We start from the raw sequence: 22906 nt of genomic DNA, 5'->3' as shown, positions 1-22906 counted from the left end.
CAAAAACCTAATAACACCCAATCACATGTAGGTCGGCCTTTAGGCCGTCAAAAACCCAATCGCACCAAACCAAAACCTTGACGCGCTAAAACACGACCTACAAAACACAATAAAAACCATGCTATGCTCAATTCAATCATCAGGAAGATGGTTTTCAATACAACAAGGAGACAAACATGTCGATGTTATTTTTTCATTTCGATGGCACAGACAATAGCCCAAATGACGCTTACGCACCAGAACATAGCATTTCCAGTATCACTAATGTATTAAAGTCCCATGTATTATTAGGCGGTCGTGTTAAAAACCACATAGACATCACACCCACACATTTGCCACATTGCAGTTTTTACTATGCTGGTATCGGCACCTATGGCAGCTGGTTAGAGCAAAAAATAAACGCGGCCTTTGCCATCGAATCAGGCCATGTAGCCAACATTTTAAATCGAGCAATAAACGACTTTAAAAATCATTACAACAAATCGATTCGCCACATTGTCTTAATTGGCTTCAGTCGAGGTGCCGCATTAGCCAGACGCTTTGCCGCGCTAATTACTCCACTTATTGATCGCCCTATCATTATAGAAGCGGTCATCGATACCGTAGCTTCTATTGGCTGGCCAAACCTAGATTTAACAAAACGCCCACAAACAGAGGTCGTATTTGAACATGGAAACACACTACCGGAAGGCGTTCATCGTGCACTACACCTAGTCGCACTAGACGAGCAACGCCTCGCCTTTCGCCCAACATTGATCAACTATGATGGTCGAGCAACTGAGATTTGGTTATCAGGAGTACATTCAGACATTGGCGGCGGATACCGCAAAGATGGCATAGGAGACATAGCATTACGTCTCTTAATGGACTGGATAGAACAACAAACCAAACAAAACTGCTATCACGCAACGCGCTTAGCCAAAACACAACCGCCCCATTGGCAGCCTCTGCTCACCATAGAACCCAAGCACCTAGGCAAAATACACTACCAACAACGCCGCTTACGCCCCTGGCGCAAACTCACCCTAGCGCCAAGACACTGCTGTGTACTGAAAAACGACCAACCCAACCACACACTATCGCCACAATGGCACCAAAGCGTCACTGAACGAATCCACAGCGACATCGACTACTTCCCAATAGCACACTGCCCAACACCCGCCACACTCTGGCATAACAAGGCATAAAACACCTCAGCCCCGTAGGCCAGATGAGACGAGGCAAGAGGCGTTATCCGGCGCTGACAAATAAGACAAAGCACGAAGAGTGATCTGACATAAAAGGCGTAATCCAGCATCACGACCAAACAGTACATAATATTACCCAACTACCAATAATCCAAAAGCCGTAAACCACATCGCAGTTATATACCAAATAAATCAAATAACTACATATTGGTGACTAAAAGTGCCTCGAATTATCATACTTATCTTTACCTTTTATCTAAAAATATCTAACATTAACTGAATAATTTTAAATGGCATAAAAAACATGAAAAAAATTACACACAACAAAATTCGCCAGCTTATCGCCGAAATTTTAGAAAAAAATAATGATTCAAAAAATTTTACAGATGATGAAGCGCTTATTTCATCAAACAGATTAGACTCTTTGGATATTGCGGAACTAATGATTTATCTGCAAGACGAACATGAAATATACATATCTAATTCAGACCCATATTTCTACAAGAAACTAGATTCTATAAATGCTATCACAGAATATATTAATAAAAACACACAAACATCAATCTGATACTTTATGCTCTATTTTTTCTATGTGCTTAACTATATCTTTAGCTAATAAAGCACTACCTTCAGGAGTGAAGTGACTGCTCACGTCAAGAAAATATTGAGCTCCATCATCAAAAGCATTTGTTAAATTAACAATCACTTCATTGTTTACTTTTGAATAAATAGCATTATTAATGGAAGAGTATATTTTTTTGTATTTTTCATTTAGCAGTGGCTGTAAATTTTCAACATTAGCTTTTCCGCTCCATACCGTAGGAGGAATAAAAATAAGAACATCCGAACCTTGCTCTTTCCCAAAATTAATTAATCTATTCCATCTATCCAATACTCTTTTAGCAGCTACGTCTTGATACTCCGGTAGCTCACAAAAGATATTTTCATTTTGAATAGCCTTATTTTGAAGAGCCTTAATTTTAATTATATTTCCGATAGAGACTATTGCAGGTAGACGATATTTATCTATAAGTGTTTCAAAAAAATTATAATCAATACCTAAACATTCTTTATAATGACTGAAGTTACCATTAATAATAACCACCAAATTATACTTTTTATTTTCTACGTTCGCTACTCTATACCAGTCCATAAGATTATCATCTAAATTAGTACCTGGCATTGAATAATTGTCGATAGTATACCCTGGTAATATTCTTTTAATTTCTTCAGATATGGTATCTGACACATCATTATAATAACCAAAACTTTGCGACGAACCTAAAATTAATAAACTTTTCTCCTTATCAAAGTCATTACTCTCCATTTTTTTAAAAACCCTATGACTGTAACCGTCAATTTCATATATACCATAATTCCCTGACGTTATAGTCCTACCTAAAAATGGAACATTCTGATAAATGAATTTATTAGTATCATCAAAACTATTAGAATAAAATGCTTTATCCACACTGTCTGGCAAGTGTTCAATAAATTTTGATTTCATACTTGGCTGCATGATTTTATATCTAGCATACAATAAAAAGTCACCAACTCCATCGAAAAAAAAGACAATACAAGTAAAGATAGTAAAAATAGCAAAGGTATATTTAATTTTTTTCATATCATCAAAAGTCAAAATAATAAAAGCTTTCAGGATGTTGCGCTGCAACCATGGAACACCCCACAATAATAGAAATTAAGATCGGTACAGATAAAAAGGCAGGAACCTTACCCGCATGATTACGAATAAAATCCACATTATCATAATAATGCACACACAAGGTGATAAACACAAGAATCAAAACAGATCGATTGTCTGCAGAAAAACCATCAACATTAAATGCCAACATCGACTGATAGTAATCCCATGCTGAAGACGCCGAATCACTTCTAAATAAAATTGCCAAAAATGACCAAACAAAGAAATTTAAAATAATAAAAAACCATTTGAAATGAGGGTTCTTTTTAACAAACTTGCCAAAACCCATATAGCTATCAACCACCATAATAATGCCTTGCAAGCCACCCCAAATAATAAAGTTCCAGTTTGCACCATGCCAAAGTCCGGATGCCAGCATAGTAATCAAGATTGGCAAATACACTAATCTCTTACCAAAGTAACGAACAAGGGGCACAAACAAATAATCTCTTAGCCAAAAGCTTAGCGTCATATGCCAACGTTTCCACATTTCGGAAAGTGAAAAGGACAAATAAGGCGAACGGAAATTTTCCGGAAAACGCACAGCAAACATACCCGCAATAGCAATGGCCATATCAGAATAAGCACTGAAATCACAATAAATCTGAATAGAAAAACCAAGTGAAGAAATAAACAGATCCCAAAACCCGTGACTAAGTGGATCACTAAATACTGGCGCTATGTACCCACCTATTGGGTCTGCGATTAACACCTTTTTCACCATCCCAACCGCAAACAAAGGAAGGTTATAAACAAAGTTCTGCCACGATACATGGATAGACTTAAACTGAGGTACCACTTCTCTGGTACGTAATATTGGCCCAGCAATCAAGTGAGGAAAAAAGGAAATATACAAACCAATATCAGAATGATTAATCTTTTTAACAGAGGAGCGAGAAAAGTCCACCATCATACTGATTAAACTAAAGGTAATAAAAGATATACCCAAAGGAAGGGCAATCCCCATCCCACTGATCCCAATAGTTCTTAAAAAAAAGTCCGTGTATTTATAAAAAATCAAAGGGAGCAAAGAGAAAACAACCAAAAAAGGTAAGTATCGCCTATTCCGCGCTAATAAATGACAGGCCACCACGCCAAGTACAATATAAAAAATTAAAATGAAAAAATAACCAACATCCCAATAGGAGTAAAAAACAATACTGAGCAAAATCAAAGCAAAGATACGAAATGAAGGCTTAGATATTTTTATAATAAAAAGCGCAATAAGAAGAAACAGCAAAAAACTCGGCAATTGAAAATACATAATCGGTAAATTAATCCAAGATATAATTATTTTTTGAGTATATTGGATTATCTTGATCAATCTTATCCAATAGGATATTTCCAATAACAAGCTGATCAATGCCTGTATTCATAAAACAGTTGAAGGCATCTTCAGGAGACAAAACCATGGGCTCTCCGCGCACATTTAAACTTGTATTAACTAAAACCGGACAAGCTGTTTTGGCCTTAAAGCGGCTCAATAACGGATAAAAGCGTGCATTATTCAATGCAGACACAGTTTGTAAGCGTGCCGTGTTATCTAGATGAATAACCGATGGAATCTTCTCTTTCACACCGTCTCGTGCAGTGCAAATAAAATTCATAAAGGGCGAAGAAGTCGAGATATCAAACCAAGCACTCGCATCTTCTTCTAGAATAACAGGAGCAAAAGGACGAAATGACTCGCGAAACTTAATTTTGAGATTCAGCTCACGTTTAAGATCAACACCACGCGGATCAGCCAGAATGGAACGGTTACAAAGCGCACGAGGACTAAACTCAGAACGCCCTTGCACCCAAGCCACGACATTACCTTCGGCCAATGACGTTGAAACGGTATCGTACAACGCATCATCAGACAACACACGATATCTCGCACCAACAGAATCAAGAAAGGCCATCGCATCTTGCTGAACAATATCTGGTCCTAAATACGGATTATAATGAGCAAGAGGAACACGATCATTATTAAGAAACACATGCCAGCAAACCTGAGCAGCACCAAGCGCACTGCCGGCATCACCTGCAGCAGGCTGGATCCACACAGCGTCAAAAATACCACTTTTTTGTACCTTACCTGTTGCGACACAATTGAGCGCCACACCTCCCGCAAGGCATAAATTCACTTCTCCCGTCAGCTGGCGAGCATAGCACGCCAACTTAATAAAAAGTTCATCAATAACAAGCTGCAAAGACGAGGCAATATCCATATGCACTTGCTCAAGCGAGCCTTCTGGTGAACGAGCAGGCGTTCCAAACAACTGCGCCATTTCAGGGCCAAACATGGTTAGCTCAGTGGCGAAACGAAAGTAGCGCATATTCAATCTAAAGCTACCATCGTCTTTTATATCAATCAGCTGAGTTTTTATTAAATCGGCGTAGATCGGCTTTCCATAAGGCGCCAAACCCATGACTTTATATTCGCCAGAGTTCACTTTAAACCCTAAAAAAGCCGTAATAGCAGAATAGAGCATACCGAATGAATGAGGAAACTTTAGCTCTTTTAGATGCTCGATAGTATTCTTTCTGCCGACAGAAATCGTTGTTGTGGCCCACTCTCCCACCCCATCGATAGTAATGATGGCAGCCGATTCAAAAGGAGAAGGATAAAAAGCCGCCGCTGAATGAGAAAGGTGATGATCGGAAAACAGCAACGAGCCATTCCATTTCTCACTCCCAGCCAAGGACGACAACGCTTTTTTTAAATCGATTTTTTGAAACAGTTTTTCTTTTAACCAAAGCGGAATCGCTTCTTTGAACAAAGAGTAGCCTTTAGGCGAAAAACGAATACAAGTTTCGATAATACGCTCAAACTTATTAAACGGCTTTTCGTAAAAAATAACATGATCAATGTCAGCCATTGTAATCTGGCTATCTTTTAGCAACCATTGAATGGCTTTTTCTGGAAACGCCTCGTCATTTTTTTTTCTTGAGAAGCGCTCTTCTTGAGCTGCAGAAACAATAACACCATCTTTTAGCAAGGCCGCAGCACTATCGTGATAGTAAGCCGATACCCCTAGAATGTAAGACACAGAGTCGCCCTTTAAATAATTAATACTGCTTAATAAAATCGTCGGCTGTAAAACGTTTTTTTTCTGAAGTGTCCCAATAAGACAATGTTTTTTGACTGATCGCCAAGGGGATAATTGTAGGACGAATCATTCGAATAACCCAACAAGAAGGCACCACAAAGAAGTAGAAAAAACACCACGTCAATACCTTTCTAAAGCGCAGGTGAAAATAATCCATCCCTCTGATCACAAACATCAATCTTAGAGGCGCAAAAGCAGCAAACACAAACAGCACTAACGCAAGAGGCAACAGCCAAGGCCACAGAGTGCCCGTAGCCAAACTAATAATAGTGCTAAATATTAATAAACCAGCGCACAAAGACAATAACTTAATGCGAGTTGGCTTAACCTCAGAGTCGATCACATTACTCATCTGCTTTCTCACTGATTTTTGCCACCACCAAATCAGAGATAATCTCAAACGCTTTGCCATTCAAATGGATATCTCGGCTAGAGACCCAAAAGGCTTGTGTATCTGGCCCTTTTAAAAAAGGCAAGGGATCAATATACTCTAAGCCATATTTGCTTGCCATTTCACGTGCGGCGTCTCCCATAAAAGCAAACTGATAAGTATTTAGATCGTGCATCTCAGGTATAGATACCACAATAATCTCGGCACTGTCCTGCACCGCAATGTCTTTTAAGATGGCAAACGCATTATCAAGAGTTTCATTTCCTTCTGGGCTACGCCATTGATCCTGATAGCCCTTTACTAATGCCTCTTCACCATATTCACCACTATTAAGCTGATTAACAAAGGTCATCATTAGGGCAAATAACTGGCTATTTTCTACCAACCAACTAGGCTTTTCCGTCACCACCTGAGCCGTAGCCCTTGGCGTGACCAGCACAACAACAATATCGGCCGGGACACTAGAACGTAAGCTCTGCCACATACGAACAGATTGCTCGACATTCATATTACCCACACCGGAATTAACCACATCATAGCCAGCCGGTAGTTTCTGGGAAAGTTGACCGCGTAAATTTTGCTCATCAGATACCCCCCAACCCAAAGCAACAGAATCACCCACCACGGCAACTCTATGCGTAGCAGAAAAATCTGGCTGTGGTCCTCTCATGCCATATTCATTGATAGCAATGGACACATTTTGCAACTGAGCTGAACGATTGGGTACATGCTGGTGACCTATTCGCGAATCTGAACTTTCTTCTTTTAACTCCTTAGCATAACGCCACATTTCAATAACGTAATTTTCTTGGTTTAACGTCGCCAAACGAACAACGCCCTCCCCTACAAGGACAGCAAAAAAAACACCTAATGACGCAAAAGCAATATTCTTAATAAGAGAGAGCGGCTTCATTCTTTATCCAGCAAACAACAAAATTAAAATTAAAATATCGCGTAAACAAACGGTGCCCACGTCGCATTACCTGATAATACAAAGAAAACTGAAAAAATCAATAAAACCAACAAGAACGGAATTAAAACGATCCTTGTTTTCTTTGAAAAAAAGAACCCAAGCAACTCTAAAAAAATCTCTTTCATATGCACAATACCTGTAAATTCAATCTATTTTTCTTAATAACACGACGTTCGAATCACTTTCTATTTCTTGCTGTGCTTTTCTCGCGTTCCATACTAAATCTCCAATACCATCGGTTGGTTGGAAATCGGTTGGCGCTGCAATCAAGATCTCACGTACTTTTTCATGGTCAAAATCGTGGCAAGCTTTGTCCAATTGATCCATAGTAGTTTCGAAATCATATAAAGACAAAAATCGCTCTTTAGCGGTCATAATACGTTTGTGCTGGGTTTCTTGTACGTTATCGCCAATCAGCAACTCTTCAAAGAGCTTCTCTCCAGGACGCAGCCCCGTAAATTGAATTTCAATATCACCATCTGGATTAGCGTCAGACTTAACTTCCAAACCAGACAAACGAATCAAGTTCTTTGCCAGATCGACAATTTTAACGGGCTCACCCATATCCAATACAAACACATCCCCGCCTTTGCCCATCGCACCGGCTTGAATCACCAATTGAGCCGCTTCTGGGATGGTCATGAAATAGCGAATAATATCTGGGTGTGTCACCGTGATAGGCTGGTTTTCAAGAATTTGCTTTTTAAAAACTGGAATAACCGAGCCAGAAGAGCCAAGCACATTACCAAAACGCACCATGCAAAAACGGGTAAATTTTTCTTGCTTCGCGGCTTTTTTAGCTTCAGCTTCTGCCAAGGCTTGCAGCCCTAACTCCGCCATGCGCTTTGTTGCGCCCATGACATTAGTTGGTCGAACAGCTTTATCTGTAGAGATTAATACGAAGGATTCCACACCACTTTCTATCGCCGCTTTAGCTGAATAATAAGTCCCAAAAGCATTATTTCGTACGCCTTCCACTACATTGTATTCAACCAATGGCACGTGTTTGTAGGCGGCCGCATGGTAAACCGTATTCACCCCAAAAGCCTTCATGGTCGACGCCAATCGATTAATACGCTGCACAGAACCAATCAAAGGGACAATTTTGACATTAAAAGACTCTTGCACAAGAATTTCAGTAAGCTCTTTATCGATCTGATACACAGCGTATTCAGACACATCGAATAAAATTAGTGTACTCGGCTGCTGGGCGATAATCTGACGACATAGCTCCGAGCCTATCGAACCGCCAGCTCCCGTAACCATGACTACTTTACCGGAAATATTTGCCTGCATTAACGAGGCAACAGGCTCTACCACATCACGACCTAGCAAATCATCGACAGCCACGTCTTGTAGCTCACTAACCTTTGCCTTACCAGTTACTATGTCATTAAAGTCTGGCACAGTAAGCACTTCCACAGGATAAGGCATAAGCTGCTCGATCACTTGCTTCCGTTCTGAGCGACTCGCCTTAGGAATTGCCAGCAATACCTTCTCAATATCGTATTTTTCGATTAATTCACCCACCTTATCGACATCATAAACGGGCACACCCTGAATAATCGTATTGGCTAAAGATTGATCTCGATCGATAAAACCCTTTACGCGATAGCTAGAAGCCTGACGAAGCGCCAAAGTAAGCTGCCGACCAGTAGACCCGGCACCAAAAACCAAGACAGATTCTGATCCTTTTTGTGGAGCCTGAGTCAATAAGCCACGAATCAAAACACGAGAACCACCACACAACATAACCAAGAAAGGAAAATAAATAATCGGCACAGTCCGGGGAACATTCGCTTCAAAGAAATACGCAAAAGACGTAATACTCAATGCAGAAATAGCGGCACCACACAAAATGGCAGTAAAAGCATGAAAAGTTAAATAACGCAGAATCGCCCTATATAAACCGAGCTTCACATTCACTAACAAAGTAACCGCAATAGTACCTGCGACTACAAACCAAATAGATTGGTTTTTAAAGGTGCTAAATTCACCTAGACGTGCCCAATAAGCAAAAACAAAAGCAAGGTACACAAAAATAGAGTCAACCGCCAAACTAATAAGGCGCTTATAAAAACGAGGAAGAGACCAGAGAAAATCCAATTTTTTTATCATCATGTACACCTATATGTACTAAAACTAAACATCATGTTTACTAACTATCCATTAAAAACTAACTTCCCCGTAGGCCAGATGAATCGAGGTACGAAGATGCAATCTGACAACCCCCTCCCCTTATCTTCAGGTGAGGGTTAGGCAGGGGTTAAAACCCACCCCATAGGTCAGATGAATCAAGGCACGAAGATGTAATCTGACCATCACACCCCCCTTATCTTCAAGGGGAGGGGGTTAGGGAGGGGTTAAAACTCCACCCTGTAGGTCAGATGAATCAAGGCAAGAATATGTAATCTGAGACTTAACCCACAACAAACCTAAGTAAAAGCATTTTACGCCAATTTTGCAAACAATATGCATGTAAGGTTTGCGAAAATCATTACTACCCTTTAACTCTATCGCCTGAACCACTACCCGTAACCGTCTTGATGATATATACGAAATAGTTTTTCAAAGACATATCTCGAATCATCTTAGCATCGGTTTCCGCCAGCAAACCAGGTGTCGACATATCAATATCAGATATTTGCGCCAACCCAGTAATACCAGGACGCACATCAAACACACCTTTAGCATTACGCGCTTCAGTCAATTCAGTTTGATTAAATAACCCTGGACGAGGGCCAACCAAACTCATTTCACCTTTCAATACATTCCAAAGCTGCGGAAGCTCATCCAATTTAGTACGACGTAAAAAGCCACCCAACTTAGTGATAGAGGATGTGGACGCCAAATGACTTGCCACCGAAGCGGTATCAACCGACATAGTACGAAATTTCACTAGAACAAAGGGCTTTTGGTTACGTCCAACCCGTTCCTGACGAAAAAGAGGCGAACCCGTGTCAGATAAGCCAATGATGTAAATAACCAACAAAACAGGAGATCCACAGATCAATCCCAGTAAGGAAAACACAAAATCTAACAAACGCATCATTTAATCATCCAATTACTTCGACGCTTTTTTAGCCGCCAATTTAAAACCATGCTCCACAGAATAAGGCGGTGCCCAACCCAGCGTATTCTTGGTATGTTCTATATCCAACTGCAAAGACCCCACTAAACGATCCACCACCGCTTCTTTCTTAAAAAGCTTACCAACCAGTTTGAAACACCAGACAGGAACAGGAAGTGATAAATTCGCTTTGCCTTGAGCTTTAGCCATCAAGGCGACCATTTGAGCAGTGGATAAATCATTATCATCCGACACCAAGAACACTTGATTCGCGGCTTTAGGGTGATCAATACACACCTTAATCAAATCCACCAAGTTATACACAGAAACTAAACTACGTTTATTCTGATTAATCGCTCGAAACGGCAAGGGAAAACCTTTACCGACCAGTTTCATCAAAGACGCAAAATTGGCTTTTACTCCTTCGCCATAAACAAGCGGTGGACGAATAATCACAATCTCCATGCCCGTTTCTTTGCCAAGCGCTAAAAGCTGTTCTTCCGCTTCGGATTTAGACTGGCTATAAGGGTCTTCTGGACTACGTACATCAAACGCCGAAAAAGGCTGACGACCAGACGTAGATTCACCGTTCACCTTAATAGAGCTTAAAAAAATGAAGCGTTTCACACCAGCTTCTGCGGCTTGACGAGCTAAGTTTAACGTTCCTTCTGTGTTTACAGCACGAAATACCGATAAAGGATCGGAGGAATTATCATTCATGATGTGAACACGGGCAGCGAGATGAATCACGACATCAGTATTATAAATCATGGATGAATAATCTGTTTTAGAATTAATTTCACCCGCATCAAAAAAAAATGTATTATCGCTATTCATAGAGCAACGAACAGCAGCCTTAACTATCTGCTCAGCATTTAATAGAAGAGTCTTTAATAAGTTAGAGCCAACAAACCCTGTTGATCCAGTCAATAAAATCGATTTTGGCATTTCCCCCTCACTATAATTTAAATATATACAGTATTATTTACTTATAAAGACATCATTAACATTATTTTCTTTTTATTATTTTATGTACGAATTTAATAGGAAGTCTACTCAATACAAATACAAAATTACTATAAACATTATTATCACGTAATGCTCGAATTTGTTCTTTAGAAGTCAACCAGTAACTTTTCATTCCAGATGTACTAACTCCCCCCTCTCGCATTCTAACTAAGGTTTGATTTAACTTCACATAAGAAAGGCGATGTATCAATAATGCCCGAACAAACCATTCAAAGTCTGCACCGATTTTATAACCCAACGCATAAGAACCTACTTTTTCGTAAGCAGATCTTTTTATAAAGGCAGCTGGATGAGCTGGCATAAACCCAAAACGTATTTTCCAAGGGGAAAAATTAAAAGAAGAGTAAAATCGCATAGGTAAACTAAGGTTATCTGATTTTACAAAATCGACATTCCCTAGCACCATATCAACATTAGGGCTTCTCTCAAAAGCTTGTGCCACTTGAGTGATAATGTCTGGATGTGGATAAAAATCATCTGAATTGAGGATACCAATCACATCTCCAGTAGCTAAGGCTAGGCCTTTATTCATAGCATCATAAATACCCTTATCTGGCTCGCTCACGAATTGGTCCACTTTATTTTTATAAGCACTTATTATAGAAACAGTATTATCCTTTGACTCACCATCAACAATAATATACTCAATATCATCATGAGATTGAAATAAAACTGAATCAATTGCAGAAACTATGAACTCTTGACTATTATAACATACGGTAATAACTGATATTTTCATTTCAAAAATCTTTTTTGAAGAGATTCTGCATCATCTAGAATCTTAAAATATTTCTCTCTAATGACAGGATAGGAGAATTGACTAACGACATGCTCTCTGCCAACTCTCCCCATAGCCTTTCTTTCATCTGGCGACATACCGATTAGCGCTAACATACAGTCAGCAAGCGATTGAACCGAAAATGCTTCTGCAATTAAACCTGAATGCTTATGTTTTACTATGTCTCTTAATCCCGATGTATCAAAGCACAAAACAGGTGTACCACAAGACAAAGATTCAGCAGCAACTTGTCCGAAGGATTCGACCATAGATGGCACAACAACACAGTCAACAGATGAGTATAGTAATGCCAATTCTTTAGAGTCACTTATATGACCAACAGAAATACTACTGAAACCAAAAATATCACTTTTAGCTACAGAGCCGCCAAAGTCGATGAGTTTTATTTTCTTTTTTATTTCATCAGATAGTGACTTAGATAAAGCTTGCAAAGCATCTTCTAAAAAAACAACACCTTTTAGTATGTTTTTCTTACCGCCAATTGCACCAAAACAAAAAACAAAATCATCCTTATCAAATGTATTTTTCACTCTAAAATCAGCAACATCGCCTGAAAGCGAAGGTGTAAAAACATCCGTATCGATTGGGTTTGGCAGATAACGAACATCCGATTCTTTTAAAATCACACTAGACTTTGCTCTTTCTAACATCCAAGTAGATGGAACTGTATATATCAGGTCTTTCCTATGTGTAAGTTTATTCTTTTTAATTTCCCAAATAATGTAATTCCAATGAATACCAAAAACATTTTTTTTAAAAAAACTATAACCGTTTTTAAAATCGTAGTTTTCATCAGTTATTTTATAATAATGCTCAGAGCCACAATACAACCATTCATCATGCAATGTTAATATAGAGCCTGGTGGTATTTTATCAAAATCAAAAACACTCAGAGTATCGTTATTAACCCAATGTAAATGACATATAGAACTCGAAGTATTTTTAAAAAACTTAACTATTGGTGGATATGAAAAAAGATTCAAAGAATGCTTTATTGGGTTACAATCGCACTGTAGTTTTTGCAAAAAAAAGGACACCAATCGCTTTATTAAATAAATTCGATATGCGTCATCTTGAGTTATAAATTTTATTGAATAATTCTCTCCATACCCCAGAGAAAGCTCAAAGAATTTCTTAGCAGCAATTGCTGCACCTCCTTTATGAAAAGAAAAAGACATAAACCTAATTGTTTTTTTCACACTCCCAACCTACTTCTATATTTAACATAACCAAGGAAACCTATATAAAAAGCAAAAAAACTAAAACCAATTGGTATAGCAGAAAACATTATTGTATTTATATAAAAGAAAAAAAATAAAAACTTCTTAACATCATTCCTATATATAGAAAAAAGCTCAAAAAACAAAACCACCGGTATTAGTAAAGCACATAAACCTAATTCATAAAACGCTCCTCCATAACCAGACATAATTCGACCGCCTACAGAAAACCATTCAACGATAACCCAATTACTATAAATCGGAATTTGAGTCAGTACATACTGATTCCAATTTAAAAAGCCATTAGGTAAAAAAAAGTTGTCAAAAAAACCTTTCATAGAGAAAAAAACATGAAAAAATCTATCGTTCAAGCTTGCATCAACTAACAATAAACCAGCAGGATCTTCAACTACATTAGTTAATAAAAATGAAAGCCTTGTCCCCTCAAACCATTGAAAAAAAAGAAAGGGCGTTGAAAATATTAAAATCAAACTAAATAAAAGATATTTAACACTTGCATGGGTGAGTATGTAATAAAAAATCATAATAACAAGAAAAAGTACAGCCATAGATGATTTAGCTAAAAAAACAATACCAAAAACACAAAGTAAAATATAATACCTTTTAAAACGAAAATCCATATGCAACAAAAATAAAATAAAAAATATCAATACGATTCCATAAAATGTTGGTTCTGGCGCCAGACCTGTTACACCTCTGTTTTCTGTTGTTCTTGAACTAGAAACTAAAAATGTCAAAAAATCTTTTCTGTAAATTGATTGCAGAAAACCGACAAAAAACCAAATTAATATTGATATTTTCAATAGAGTCTGAATATTAAATCGTTCAGACTTCAACACGTAAAACGAAATATAACTTATAAAAAATAAAGACGCATAATTAAAAAAAGATCTTAAAGATGTAAAATTAACGCCGCTTATTAAGAGAAGGAAAAAAGAAAAAATAAACAAAAAAAACAAACATAATTGAGAAAAGGAAAATTTAACTCTTAAGCAAAAAAACAATAAAAAAGCAACCAAAAGTCCATATGGTTGCATATCAGAACCCAAGTTTACGAATGAGATATAAGGAAAAAAAACAAATAGAAAAAATATAAAATATGTAGGATACCTAAATAAATCATCTAGAAAACTATGCCTTAACAAAACGCTTCACCTTATCTTTTAGACTTTCTTTTATAATAAGAAAGCAATAAAAAAAATTATTTTTAAAGGTTTTATCAACAAGGGTCCAGCATCCCAAAATCGAATCAATTCTATTCAAGTCTGAAATACCACCAGACTCAATATTTGCTAAAACAATATCAACATATTTAAATTTTTCATCATTTTTCCAGGCTCTATAAAAAAAATCAAAATCAGCAACGATTTTTATGTTTATATCAAATATATTCATTTTATGATATTGAACTTTAGTAAAACTAGCTTGATGACAAAATTGAGAACCTTTCCATAAATTATTAATCAACCCAGCTTTAACAAGTCGTGCACGACCGCTTGGATAAATTACTTGACGATTGCCATATATTACAATCTCATCTTGTGAGGATAAGTTCGAAAAAATTTCCGACAAAATAGTTGATGAATAAAAACAATCTCCACTATTCATGAAATTAATCCAATCGCCTGTCGCTAAATCAATACCTTTATTCATTGCATCATAGATACCAGAATCTTTTTCAGACACCCAATAATCGATAGCATGTTGGTATTTTCGTATAATGTCTAATGTTCCATCACTAGAACCACCATCTATAATGATGTATTCAACATTGTCATAAGTTTGGTTGATTACACTTAAAATGGTTTCTTCTAAAAGACTCTCACCATTATAAACCACAGTAACTACAGTTATTAATGGCTTACCCTCTTTACTTTGTTTGAAGTAGCCCTGTGTACGGAGGCCACCTTGTCCTTGACGGCTTTCACCTTCGGGGAGGAAGAGTACTGTTTCAAATTTGTCTTCTGGCTTGTTAAAGGCTTTCAAAAGTTCTTCCATGGCTTGCGAGTCGGCTTTAGTCATGCGACGAGTTGTGCAGTACTGTTCTTCAAGTCTGATTATGTCAGTCATTTATCGTTTCCGTATTGGGTTCTTTGCGTTGCAGGGATTTTAGCCGGGCTAAGAGGCTTAGGCTGTCAAACAACATTTCGGCTGACTTGCCACCGCTGGTTTCTACAAATTATTCTGCAAACAAACGGAACAATCCTGCGAGTTGTTCAGCAGGCGTTACGCTTTCATTAAATTCTACTTTACCGAACGCCAGAATATCCGCATCCTCCTTATTCACCAAACAATCACTCTAAAAGTTTGGCGGAGGTTTCTTGCTTGATGGTACCAATATGTTTTGCGATACTGCCATCGCTGATGCCAGCGAGTTAACGCACTTCATATTCAAAAGCCTACTTTAATAACGGGCGCTCAAAAGAGAAGCAAAAAATTAGACTCAACTCAATAATCGAAGCTATTCTATATAAAACCTGCCTTAAATGTTTATAATAAAAATTCGACAAAGCTATATTTAAACAATAGATCTATCTAAATCTAAATTTTTAGACTATGAGAACACTGATTACTTAATCATCAAAATATATAAATCGAAACATTTATAAAGATTGAGAAAGCTTAATCATCTCCATGAAATCTTCAAAATTATGCATTGATTTAAAATGTTGCTTTAGAAATTCCGAATCTAGTTCCCACCATTTTGCTTTTTGTAAAACCTCAATCTGTTCTTGATTGAAGCGATATCGTATAATCTTAGCGGGTACACCTCCAACAATTGCATAAGGAGGAACATCTTTAGTAACAACAGCACAAGCCCCAACAATTGCACCATTACCTATATTTATACCATCAAAAACAGTAACACGGGAACCAAGCCAAACATCATGCCCTATTTTAATATCAGCAAACTCGCTAAAATAATCATCATTCGAAAAGGTCGTGCCACATTGTTCAAGCGTAGAAAAAAATGTGGGATGCGTTGAAATAAAATCATTTGAAGGATGCGTTCCAAGCCCAATACGGCATTCAGGCCCTACACTACAAAATGATCCTAAGTTAGTATTCGATATGTTTGTACCACTCGCCACATATGTGAAATCACCAAAAGTAACATTTAAAATAATACAATCATTGTAAATGAAATTGTACATTCCAAATTGAGAATTTTTTAAAACGGAATTATATCCAACTTTTAATTTTTTATGCGATTTTTTTTTCATTAATATCTTAGAAGAAAAAAATCTTTTAAAATAAATAGTAATAGGATTTCTAATTATTTCCTTAATAAAATCATATATCATCAAAAACCTCATCATAATCAATGCGTTCAAAGATCTTTAGCACTGGGCCAGAACAACTGTAAATATGAGATTTAAAAGAAATCTGCATCTTCTTATATTTTTTAAAAATTAAATATTGTCGATAAAATTCATTAATATAAAAATTATCGCCAAAGGTTCTTTCAAATTCATTTTTTTGATGTTCAGACTTATCATAGACTCTCATTGTAGCTTCATTATCATGCAAAAAATAATCATGATCCATACCTAATAAATATACCTCATCAAACCCAAAATATTCTGCAAGTATGAGTCCATAAATACTTGCAGCTTCACCCGAGTATATTATTTTAGAGAAATCTAGCCCTGATCTACAACTTAATGGAGCTAGTTCTGGCATATCCTTGCCTACAAAATACCAATTAATTTTATTTTTCAAAAAAAGTGAATTTTCTTTTATAAGCTCATAAGCATTTCTTTTATAAGAATTTAAGCCAATAAATACTTCAACATTTTTAGGAATATCAGCTTCAAGTTTTTTAAACCAAGCAATCCACTCTTCGTCCTCTTGTGGTTTATGTATTGGTGCAATTAAATGTATTTTAGTACCTTCACCACTCATAATTTCTTCATAAAAATCAATTGCAATACCATTATTTAAAACAATTATATTTTCATGTTTCATTTTAATTAAATCTTTTTCTTTTAAAGAGTTGCCACTACCAAGTATAAAAACACGTTTTGAGCTTCCTTTATTTTTAAACTGTACATTTCTTCCTGTAAGATTTCTATATTTCATATATATAGATTTATTTCTTAATAAAAACATATAGTCTATTAAAAACTTTGGTAAAAATATTTTCATTAGCCATTTTATTCTTTTCATTTCAATCCTAAAGCATACGTTCAAGATAGCTTAGTGCAGACCAAAAACCTTGACCGCGGTTTTTGTGACCTTGCCATACTTCGGGGATAAACTGAATGTTAGGAGATACTTCATTCAATAGTCTACCAAGCTTTTCAAAATCAACATCACCTTGGCCTATCTGAATACCTTCGCCATCATCAGCTTTGGCATCTACAATATGCATATGAACATTATATGGTGCAACTATTCTAACAAAATCGTAAAGATCCCATCCATAATGATTACATGACATCATGCTATGTGAAATATCCAAGCAAACCTTCAGACCAGTATTTTTACAGAAATCTCGGATTTCATAGGGATCCAAAAATAGATTATGATAGCTTTGACCGCCGAAATGCCATGGAAATGGGGGCATAGTTTGAATGGCGATTTCTACCCCCATTAAGTCCATCTCTTCGAATGAGGCTTTAACTCGCGCATATTTTTGTTCTTTTATTTCTTTACTTAAAAATCCATGCGTATTCCAACCACCTGCATTCACTACAATTACAGGCTTTTTCGTTTTTGGAAAATAATGCATAAGTTCTTTAGCTTGCTCAATAACCCGTGTTAACTGAGCGATTGAATGTTTACGATAAACTTCATCTTCAGAACTTAAGTCCAGAATATGATCACCAGCAAATAACTCTGGTGCATGAACGGCAAAACCTAGGGCATCACTTGGCTTAATATATTCAGATAGCGTAACTTCAAGATCACGGTAAGAAAGATGAAACTCAACAAAATCTAAATCCAAGTCTGCCGTTAATGCTTGATAGTCGTGATATCGAACCGGAATCCCATATGGGCGATTGAAATTATAATGTCCCTTTTTATTAAATTGACCACTTATATCACTCTCAAAAAAGAAATCGCCTGTTTTGAACTCACGAATAGATGTTTTACCAACGAGCTCATGAATTCGATTTGGCTGCAATCCTTGACCTGGACTCTTAATATCAATCATCGACTCAGTAATAACCTCACCAACATTGAGGCTTTGATTAATAATCAAACTTTTAGCTAAAACCTCACGGTTCATTAATTCACCTTGAGTTATCTCACGTGGTTTATCATTCCCTAACGCTTCTTCTACTTGTCGAATTTGTTTAACCATTTGCTTCAACTCATTAGGGAGTAACGAAACTTTGTGATCACTACCTTCTAAACTGCGATCAATTGTAAAGTGTTTCTCAATAACCTTTGCTCCTAAGGCAATTGACGCAACAGGTACGGACCAACCACGCTCATGTCCAGAATAACCAATTAAAGAGTTAGTCGATGTAGCTAATCGTTTTATATAGTTAAGATTGACGTCTTTGAATGGAGTTGGATATGTTGAATTACAATGCAACAAAATAAATTGAGCATGTTTTTTCTTTAGGAATGAGACTGTCGACTGAATTTCAGTTTCAGTTGACATTCCAGTTGAACAAATAATTGGTTTCCCAGTCTTAGCTAGTACTTCTAGCAATTCGTAGTTTGTGAAGTCCGCCGACGCAACCTTGTAAGCAGGCATACCATAGGTTTCAAGTTTATATAAACTGTCTAAATCCCAAGGCGTGCATAAAGGCAAAGTGCCCTTTGATTTGCAGTAGTCGAAAACCTCAAAAAGTTCGTCATCCGTTAGTTGAAATTTTGCCAATAAATCTAGTGTGTATTGAGCACCAAGATCTGCTGAAGCATCAGACGATGCACCAGCATTTCGGTATAGCTTACTCACATTACGCATTTGGAATTTAATACAATCAACCTCAGCTTCAACTGCTAGATCAACAAGTCTTTTTGCAAGTTGAATATCCCCTTGATGATTATTACCTATCTCAGCAATGATAAAAGCTGGATCATACTGAGACACTCGCTTACTACCGATTTGAAAATAAGTAGGACGAGGCTCTGCTACTGCTATTAAGTGCCCATGTAAATCCACCAAAGGTATTGATAAAATACGCTCATTGAATGCATTTTCAATCTCATCTGCTTCATCATCAACTTGCATTGAAAAGCAAGGCTGTTTCGCAACGTGAATAACCTTCACAGCAAGATCAAGTGCTGAATTAGTTAATAACCAGCGACGGACATCACCATCCGATAGACTTCCCAATAAATGATTTGTATTATCAACCACATAGACAAGACGGTGTTTATTTTCATTTATTTTAGCTAGAGCCTCTTGAAGAGTGGCATCTGCTGAAATTAAATAGCCAGTAATATTCTTATTCAATATCATCATTCTATTCCATGTTGTTGCATCATAAACTCAACCAATTTAAAGTCTAATAAATCATCAATTTCAAAAGACTCTTCTGGCGACATTTCAAACATAGTAACCTTACCACCCAGACGGTTTTGATAAACTTTGTATGTCTCTAAGTTCGAAATATAAAAAGATCCATTTTCAAAATATATTTCATCCTTAGGTAAGATATCTTGACGCCTTGGCCTATTAAAAATGTCGTATGAAGCGGTGGGTTCAGCTTTATTCTTCCAAATGAATCGATGTGTTTTTGTCACTGTAACGAGACTATCAGCTCGCTCCACTTCAAATTGCCGCATTGCTTTATCAAGTTGTCTGGAATAACGAAAAGGTGAAGTTGCCTGCATTAGTATTAAATTATTGATTATTAAGTTATTTTTTTCTGCCCAGTCGATAAAATGCATAACTGCACTTTCAGTAGATGCAGTATCACCAGATATTTCAGCAGGTCTTAAAAAAGGCACTTTTGCTCCATATTCTAGAGAAATCTCTCTGATTTTTTCGCAGTCTGTAGAAATATATACATCATCCACACAGTCAGCCAATAATGCCTGTTCAATACTCCACACAATTAGTGGTTTACCATTTATATGCTTTATATTTTTACCCGGAACACCTTTCGAACCACCACGAGCGGCTATGAATACAATATTCAAACGACCCTCCTTAAGTATTTAAACGTTAAACCATTATTAATAACTCTAATAAGAAAAACTAAATCCTTACCAATATAACTCATCAAATAGTGAGCCACAAACATACTAATAAGAGTCGAAAATGCTGCACCTTCAATACCGTACAATGGTATGAGAGAAAAATTTAAAACTGCATTAAAAATTAAACCTAATAAAGTTCTATAAAAAACATAGCTCTGTAAATTCTCAGCGATCAAAACTCTAACTGACATTGAGCCAATAGCTGCAATTGGCGCAACAAAAGCAAGTAGTATCATTGATGAGGACATAGAGTAAAAAGAGGGACCAAATGTATACCTAATTATAAAATCACTAAATGTAAAAACAAATATAGAAAAAAACAAACTCAAGTAAAAAATAAATGAATAAAGAACACTTAAAATTGTTTCATACTCTTGTATACTTTGCCTTTTCTTTTTTAATATTAATGGCATGACTGAGATACTAAATACAACAGGTACGATTAACCAAGCTTCGTAAAATCTCATTGCCGCTGAATAGTACCCCAGCATTCTATAACCCAAATAATATTCAATAATTAATTGGTCAATTTTCATGTAAAGCATGGAGGAAATTAACGCTAATAACAATGGCCAGGAGTCTTTAAGTAACATTTTGGCAATACTTAGATCAAAATGTTTGTAGAAGTTTTGATTTTTTTTCAGCTTATATGCAATAAAGTAGCTAGCAGCTAAACTCAGAGCATCGAACGCGCTGATAAGCACAAACCAGAACAATTCTGCCTCGGTGAGTACGAGATAAACTTTGATGCCCGACGATAAGACGAGTTGGATAACTTTGCATATGGAAATAATTTTAGCCAATACTTGCGCTTGAAAATAAAATTCGACAACTTCGAAACTCTGAAATATAAAGCCTGCGGCAATAATAAAAATATAAAGGTTAGTTGTTACATCATTACTGGTAAAAGGCAAGATCGCAGCAATTAACCCAATGACGAAAAATGCCCCAATAACTTTGAGCCCAAAAGCGGTACCTAGATAGGTGTCACGTTTTTCAGGGTAATTTATAAGCTCACGTACTATTATGCCGTCTAGTCCAAGTTTGGCAATACCACCAAATATAGCAGTAAAAGCTAAAACATAACTGAAGAGACCATACTGCTCAGGTCCCAAATAGCGTGCCACCCATATACCGACAAACAAGCCAGAAATTATACGCAAAAATTTCTCAGCCATCATCCAGCTAGTGTTTTTTAAGTATTTTAAAAAACCTTGGTGATGTCGTAATGCTAACACTTTAGCTAACATGTCCACCTTCATAGTTAAAATTATCGTCGGGGAACATCAATGCCTAATATCCATTTGATTTAACAAGAACCACTGATAGCTTTTAGTTAAACCTTGTTCCAAACCAACCGTCGCTTGCCAACCTAACCTTTCCAAGCGAGATACGTCCATCAGTTTTCTTGGTGCGCCATCAGGCTTGCTGGTATCCCATTCAATTTTTCCTTGGTAGCCTACAACTTTCGCAACCGTTTCTGTTAGCTCTTTGATCGTACAATCAATACCAGTACCTACATTGATGTGCGATAACATCGGCTGTGTTTCTTTCTCATAAATTGATTCAGCTAAATTCATCACAAAAATAGATGCTGCCGCCATATCATCCACGTACAAAAACTCGCGCATAGGCGTTCCCGTTCCCCATGCCATAACGACTGTTGCATTCGATTCCTTTGCATCATGAAAACGACGAATCAAGGCTGGGATCACATGGCTGTTTTCTAGATGAAAATTATCACCAGGACCATAAAGGTTTGTAGGCATTACACTACGATAATCACGACCGTATTGGCGATTATAGCTTTCACAAAGCTTGATTCCCGCTATCTTAGCAATCGCATACGGCTCGTTAGTTGGCTCTAAAGTCGCTGTCAGCAAAGCTTCTTCTCGCATTGGCTGCTCGGCCAATTTCGGATAAATACAAGACGACCCCAAGAACAACAGCTTTTGAACATCACGCTTATGCGCGGCATGAATGATGTTGGCTTCGATCATCAGGTTTTCATAAATAAAGTCTGCTGGGTAAGTATTGTTTGCATGTATACCACCCACTTTTGCTGCTGCCAAATACACTTCATCAATAGACTGCTCTGCAAAGAAATCCTGCACTGCCTGCTGATTTGTTAGGTCTAGCTCGTGGCGGGTTGCTGTAATGATCTGATTGTTTGCATCCTGAGAGAGTTGGCGGACAAGTGCACTGCCCACCATACCATTATGCCCAGCCACAAAAATGCGTTTTGGGAACAT

At 37.1% G+C, this 22906-nt stretch carries 21 protein-coding genes; 2 read left to right on the top strand and 19 right to left on the bottom strand.

Annotated features, from left to right (window positions below; translation table 11 throughout):
* Positions 1-176: 176 nt before the first annotated feature.
* Both CYL31_RS04065 and CYL31_RS04060 read left to right on the top strand, forming a co-directional pair.
* The gene (locus tag CYL31_RS04065) at positions 177-1187 is read left to right on the top strand and encodes a T6SS phospholipase effector Tle1-like catalytic domain-containing protein (protein WP_212917700.1); all 1011 of its coding nucleotides are present in this window, start codon (positions 177-179) and stop codon (positions 1185-1187) included.
* A 304-nt stretch (positions 1188-1491) separates the two neighbouring features.
* Entirely contained in the window at positions 1492-1755 is a 264-nt protein-coding gene (locus tag CYL31_RS04060) for an acyl carrier protein (RefSeq protein ID WP_212917699.1), read from the top strand.
* On the opposite strand, the gene CYL31_RS04055 is transcribed toward CYL31_RS04060, so the two are convergent.
* The 19 genes from CYL31_RS04055 to fcl all read right to left on the bottom strand — a co-directional run bounded on the left by CYL31_RS04055 (position 1747) and on the right by fcl (position 22906).
* Positions 1747-2859 carry a hypothetical protein gene (locus CYL31_RS04055; RefSeq protein ID WP_212917698.1) on the bottom strand — a complete coding sequence of 371 codons (1113 nt, stop codon included), beginning with the start codon at positions 2857-2859 and terminating at the stop codon, positions 1747-1749. The genes CYL31_RS04060 and CYL31_RS04055 overlap by 9 nt on opposite strands.
* Positions 2816-3856 (bottom strand): MBOAT family O-acyltransferase, encoded by a 1041-nt coding sequence (locus CYL31_RS04050; RefSeq protein ID WP_249411687.1) that lies wholly within the window; start codon positions 3854-3856, stop codon positions 2816-2818. The genes CYL31_RS04055 and CYL31_RS04050 overlap by 44 nt, the downstream gene beginning before the upstream one ends.
* A gap of 307 nt (positions 3857-4163) precedes the next feature.
* Positions 4164-5924, bottom strand: coding sequence for a carbamoyltransferase family protein (locus CYL31_RS04045; protein ID WP_212917696.1), 1761 nt, complete (start codon positions 5922-5924; stop codon positions 4164-4166).
* 19 nt (positions 5925-5943) lie between these two features.
* Positions 5944-6336, bottom strand: a complete 393-nt coding sequence (locus CYL31_RS04040) for a hypothetical protein (protein ID WP_212917695.1) — start codon at positions 6334-6336, stop codon at positions 5944-5946.
* Positions 6329-7288 (bottom strand): SGNH/GDSL hydrolase family protein, encoded by a 960-nt coding sequence (locus CYL31_RS04035; RefSeq protein WP_212917694.1) that lies wholly within the window; start codon positions 7286-7288, stop codon positions 6329-6331. The genes CYL31_RS04040 and CYL31_RS04035 overlap by 8 nt, the downstream gene beginning before the upstream one ends.
* Positions 7289-7317: 29 nt before the next feature.
* A complete protein-coding gene (locus CYL31_RS20885) occupies positions 7318-7473 on the bottom strand; it encodes a DUF5989 family protein (RefSeq protein WP_369920488.1) in 156 nt (51 codons plus the stop codon).
* Positions 7474-7492: 19 nt separating this feature from the next.
* Positions 7493-9469, bottom strand: coding sequence for a polysaccharide biosynthesis protein (locus CYL31_RS04030; protein ID WP_212917693.1), 1977 nt, complete (start codon positions 9467-9469; stop codon positions 7493-7495).
* Between the two features lie 379 nt (positions 9470-9848).
* Positions 9849-10400: a sugar transferase gene (locus tag CYL31_RS04025; protein WP_212917692.1), complete on the bottom strand. Its 552-nt coding sequence runs from the start codon at positions 10398-10400 to the stop codon at positions 9849-9851.
* A 12-nt stretch (positions 10401-10412) separates the two neighbouring features.
* Positions 10413-11366, bottom strand: a complete 954-nt coding sequence (locus CYL31_RS04020) for a UDP-glucose 4-epimerase family protein (RefSeq protein WP_212917691.1) — start codon at positions 11364-11366, stop codon at positions 10413-10415.
* Positions 11367-11427: 61 nt separating this feature from the next.
* Entirely contained in the window at positions 11428-12186 is a 759-nt protein-coding gene (locus CYL31_RS04015) for a glycosyltransferase family 2 protein (RefSeq protein WP_212917690.1), read from the bottom strand.
* Complete coding sequence (locus CYL31_RS04010; RefSeq protein WP_212917689.1) at positions 12183-13445, bottom strand: glycosyltransferase; 1263 nt, start codon at positions 13443-13445, stop codon at positions 12183-12185. Before CYL31_RS04010 ends, CYL31_RS04015 begins: the two co-directional genes overlap by 4 nt.
* Positions 13442-14524 carry a hypothetical protein gene (locus tag CYL31_RS04005; protein ID WP_212917688.1) on the bottom strand — a complete coding sequence of 361 codons (1083 nt, stop codon included), beginning with the start codon at positions 14522-14524 and terminating at the stop codon, positions 13442-13444. Before CYL31_RS04005 ends, CYL31_RS04010 begins: the two co-directional genes overlap by 4 nt.
* 94 nt (positions 14525-14618) lie before the next feature.
* Entirely contained in the window at positions 14619-15557 is a 939-nt protein-coding gene (locus CYL31_RS04000; RefSeq protein ID WP_212917687.1) for a glycosyltransferase family 2 protein, read from the bottom strand.
* A gap of 533 nt (positions 15558-16090) precedes the next feature.
* On the bottom strand, positions 16091-16792 hold the full coding sequence (locus CYL31_RS03995; RefSeq protein WP_212917686.1) for a CatB-related O-acetyltransferase: 702 nt from the start codon (positions 16790-16792) through the stop codon (positions 16091-16093).
* The gene (locus tag CYL31_RS03990; protein WP_212917685.1) at positions 16782-17657 is read right to left on the bottom strand and encodes a motility associated factor glycosyltransferase family protein; all 876 of its coding nucleotides are present in this window, start codon (positions 17655-17657) and stop codon (positions 16782-16784) included. Before CYL31_RS03990 ends, CYL31_RS03995 begins: the two co-directional genes overlap by 11 nt.
* 7 nt (positions 17658-17664) lie before the next feature.
* On the bottom strand, positions 17665-19914 hold the full coding sequence (locus tag CYL31_RS03985; protein WP_212917684.1) for an N-acetylneuraminate synthase family protein: 2250 nt from the start codon (positions 19912-19914) through the stop codon (positions 17665-17667).
* Positions 19911-20594: an acylneuraminate cytidylyltransferase family protein gene (locus tag CYL31_RS03980; RefSeq protein ID WP_212917683.1), complete on the bottom strand. Its 684-nt coding sequence runs from the start codon at positions 20592-20594 to the stop codon at positions 19911-19913. Before CYL31_RS03980 ends, CYL31_RS03985 begins: the two co-directional genes overlap by 4 nt.
* Positions 20591-21904, bottom strand: a complete 1314-nt coding sequence (locus CYL31_RS03975) for a flippase (protein ID WP_212917682.1) — start codon at positions 21902-21904, stop codon at positions 20591-20593. The genes CYL31_RS03980 and CYL31_RS03975 overlap by 4 nt, the downstream gene beginning before the upstream one ends.
* A gap of 36 nt (positions 21905-21940) precedes the next feature.
* Positions 21941-22906 carry a GDP-L-fucose synthase gene (fcl, locus tag CYL31_RS03970; RefSeq protein WP_212917681.1) on the bottom strand — a complete coding sequence of 322 codons (966 nt, stop codon included), beginning with the start codon at positions 22904-22906 and terminating at the stop codon, positions 21941-21943.

Source organism: Marinomonas sp. A3A, from assembly GCF_018336955.1.
GTDB lineage: Bacteria > Pseudomonadota > Gammaproteobacteria > Pseudomonadales > Marinomonadaceae > Marinomonas > Marinomonas lutimaris.
This window is presented reverse-complemented; position numbering and strand designations above follow the sequence as displayed.

Excerpts from the sequence above, each read along its gene's own strand:
- CYL31_RS04065 (WP_212917700.1), top strand. The coding sequence starts at position 177 with ATGTCGATGTTATTTTTTCATTTCGATGGCACAGACAATAGCCCAAAT.
- CYL31_RS04060 (WP_212917699.1), top strand. The coding sequence starts at position 1,492 with ATGAAAAAAATTACACACAACAAAATTCGCCAGCTTATCGCCGAAATT.
- CYL31_RS04050 (WP_249411687.1), bottom strand. The coding sequence starts at position 3,856 with ATGGGGATTGCCCTTCCTTTGGGTATATCTTTTATTACCTTTAGTTTA.
- CYL31_RS04040 (WP_212917695.1), bottom strand. The coding sequence starts at position 6,336 with ATGAGTAATGTGATCGACTCTGAGGTTAAGCCAACTCGCATTAAGTTA.
- CYL31_RS04035 (WP_212917694.1), bottom strand. The coding sequence starts at position 7,288 with ATGAAGCCGCTCTCTCTTATTAAGAATATTGCTTTTGCGTCATTAGGT.
- CYL31_RS20885 (WP_369920488.1), bottom strand. The coding sequence starts at position 7,473 with ATGAAAGAGATTTTTTTAGAGTTGCTTGGGTTCTTTTTTTCAAAGAAA.
- CYL31_RS04030 (WP_212917693.1), bottom strand. The coding sequence starts at position 9,469 with ATGATGATAAAAAAATTGGATTTTCTCTGGTCTCTTCCTCGTTTTTAT.
- CYL31_RS04025 (WP_212917692.1), bottom strand. The coding sequence starts at position 10,400 with ATGATGCGTTTGTTAGATTTTGTGTTTTCCTTACTGGGATTGATCTGT.
- CYL31_RS04020 (WP_212917691.1), bottom strand. The coding sequence starts at position 11,366 with ATGCCAAAATCGATTTTATTGACTGGATCAACAGGGTTTGTTGGCTCT.
- CYL31_RS04015 (WP_212917690.1), bottom strand. The coding sequence starts at position 12,186 with ATGAAAATATCAGTTATTACCGTATGTTATAATAGTCAAGAGTTCATA.
- CYL31_RS04005 (WP_212917688.1), bottom strand. The coding sequence starts at position 14,524 with ATGCAACCATATGGACTTTTGGTTGCTTTTTTATTGTTTTTTTGCTTA.
- CYL31_RS04000 (WP_212917687.1), bottom strand. The coding sequence starts at position 15,557 with ATGACTGACATAATCAGACTTGAAGAACAGTACTGCACAACTCGTCGC.
- CYL31_RS03995 (WP_212917686.1), bottom strand. The coding sequence starts at position 16,792 with ATGATATATGATTTTATTAAGGAAATAATTAGAAATCCTATTACTATT.
- CYL31_RS03990 (WP_212917685.1), bottom strand. The coding sequence starts at position 17,657 with ATGAAAAGAATAAAATGGCTAATGAAAATATTTTTACCAAAGTTTTTA.
- CYL31_RS03985 (WP_212917684.1), bottom strand. The coding sequence starts at position 19,914 with ATGATGATATTGAATAAGAATATTACTGGCTATTTAATTTCAGCAGAT.
- CYL31_RS03975 (WP_212917682.1), bottom strand. The coding sequence starts at position 21,904 with ATGTTAGCTAAAGTGTTAGCATTACGACATCACCAAGGTTTTTTAAAA.
- fcl (WP_212917681.1), bottom strand. The coding sequence starts at position 22,906 with ATGTTCCCAAAACGCATTTTTGTGGCTGGGCATAATGGTATGGTGGGC.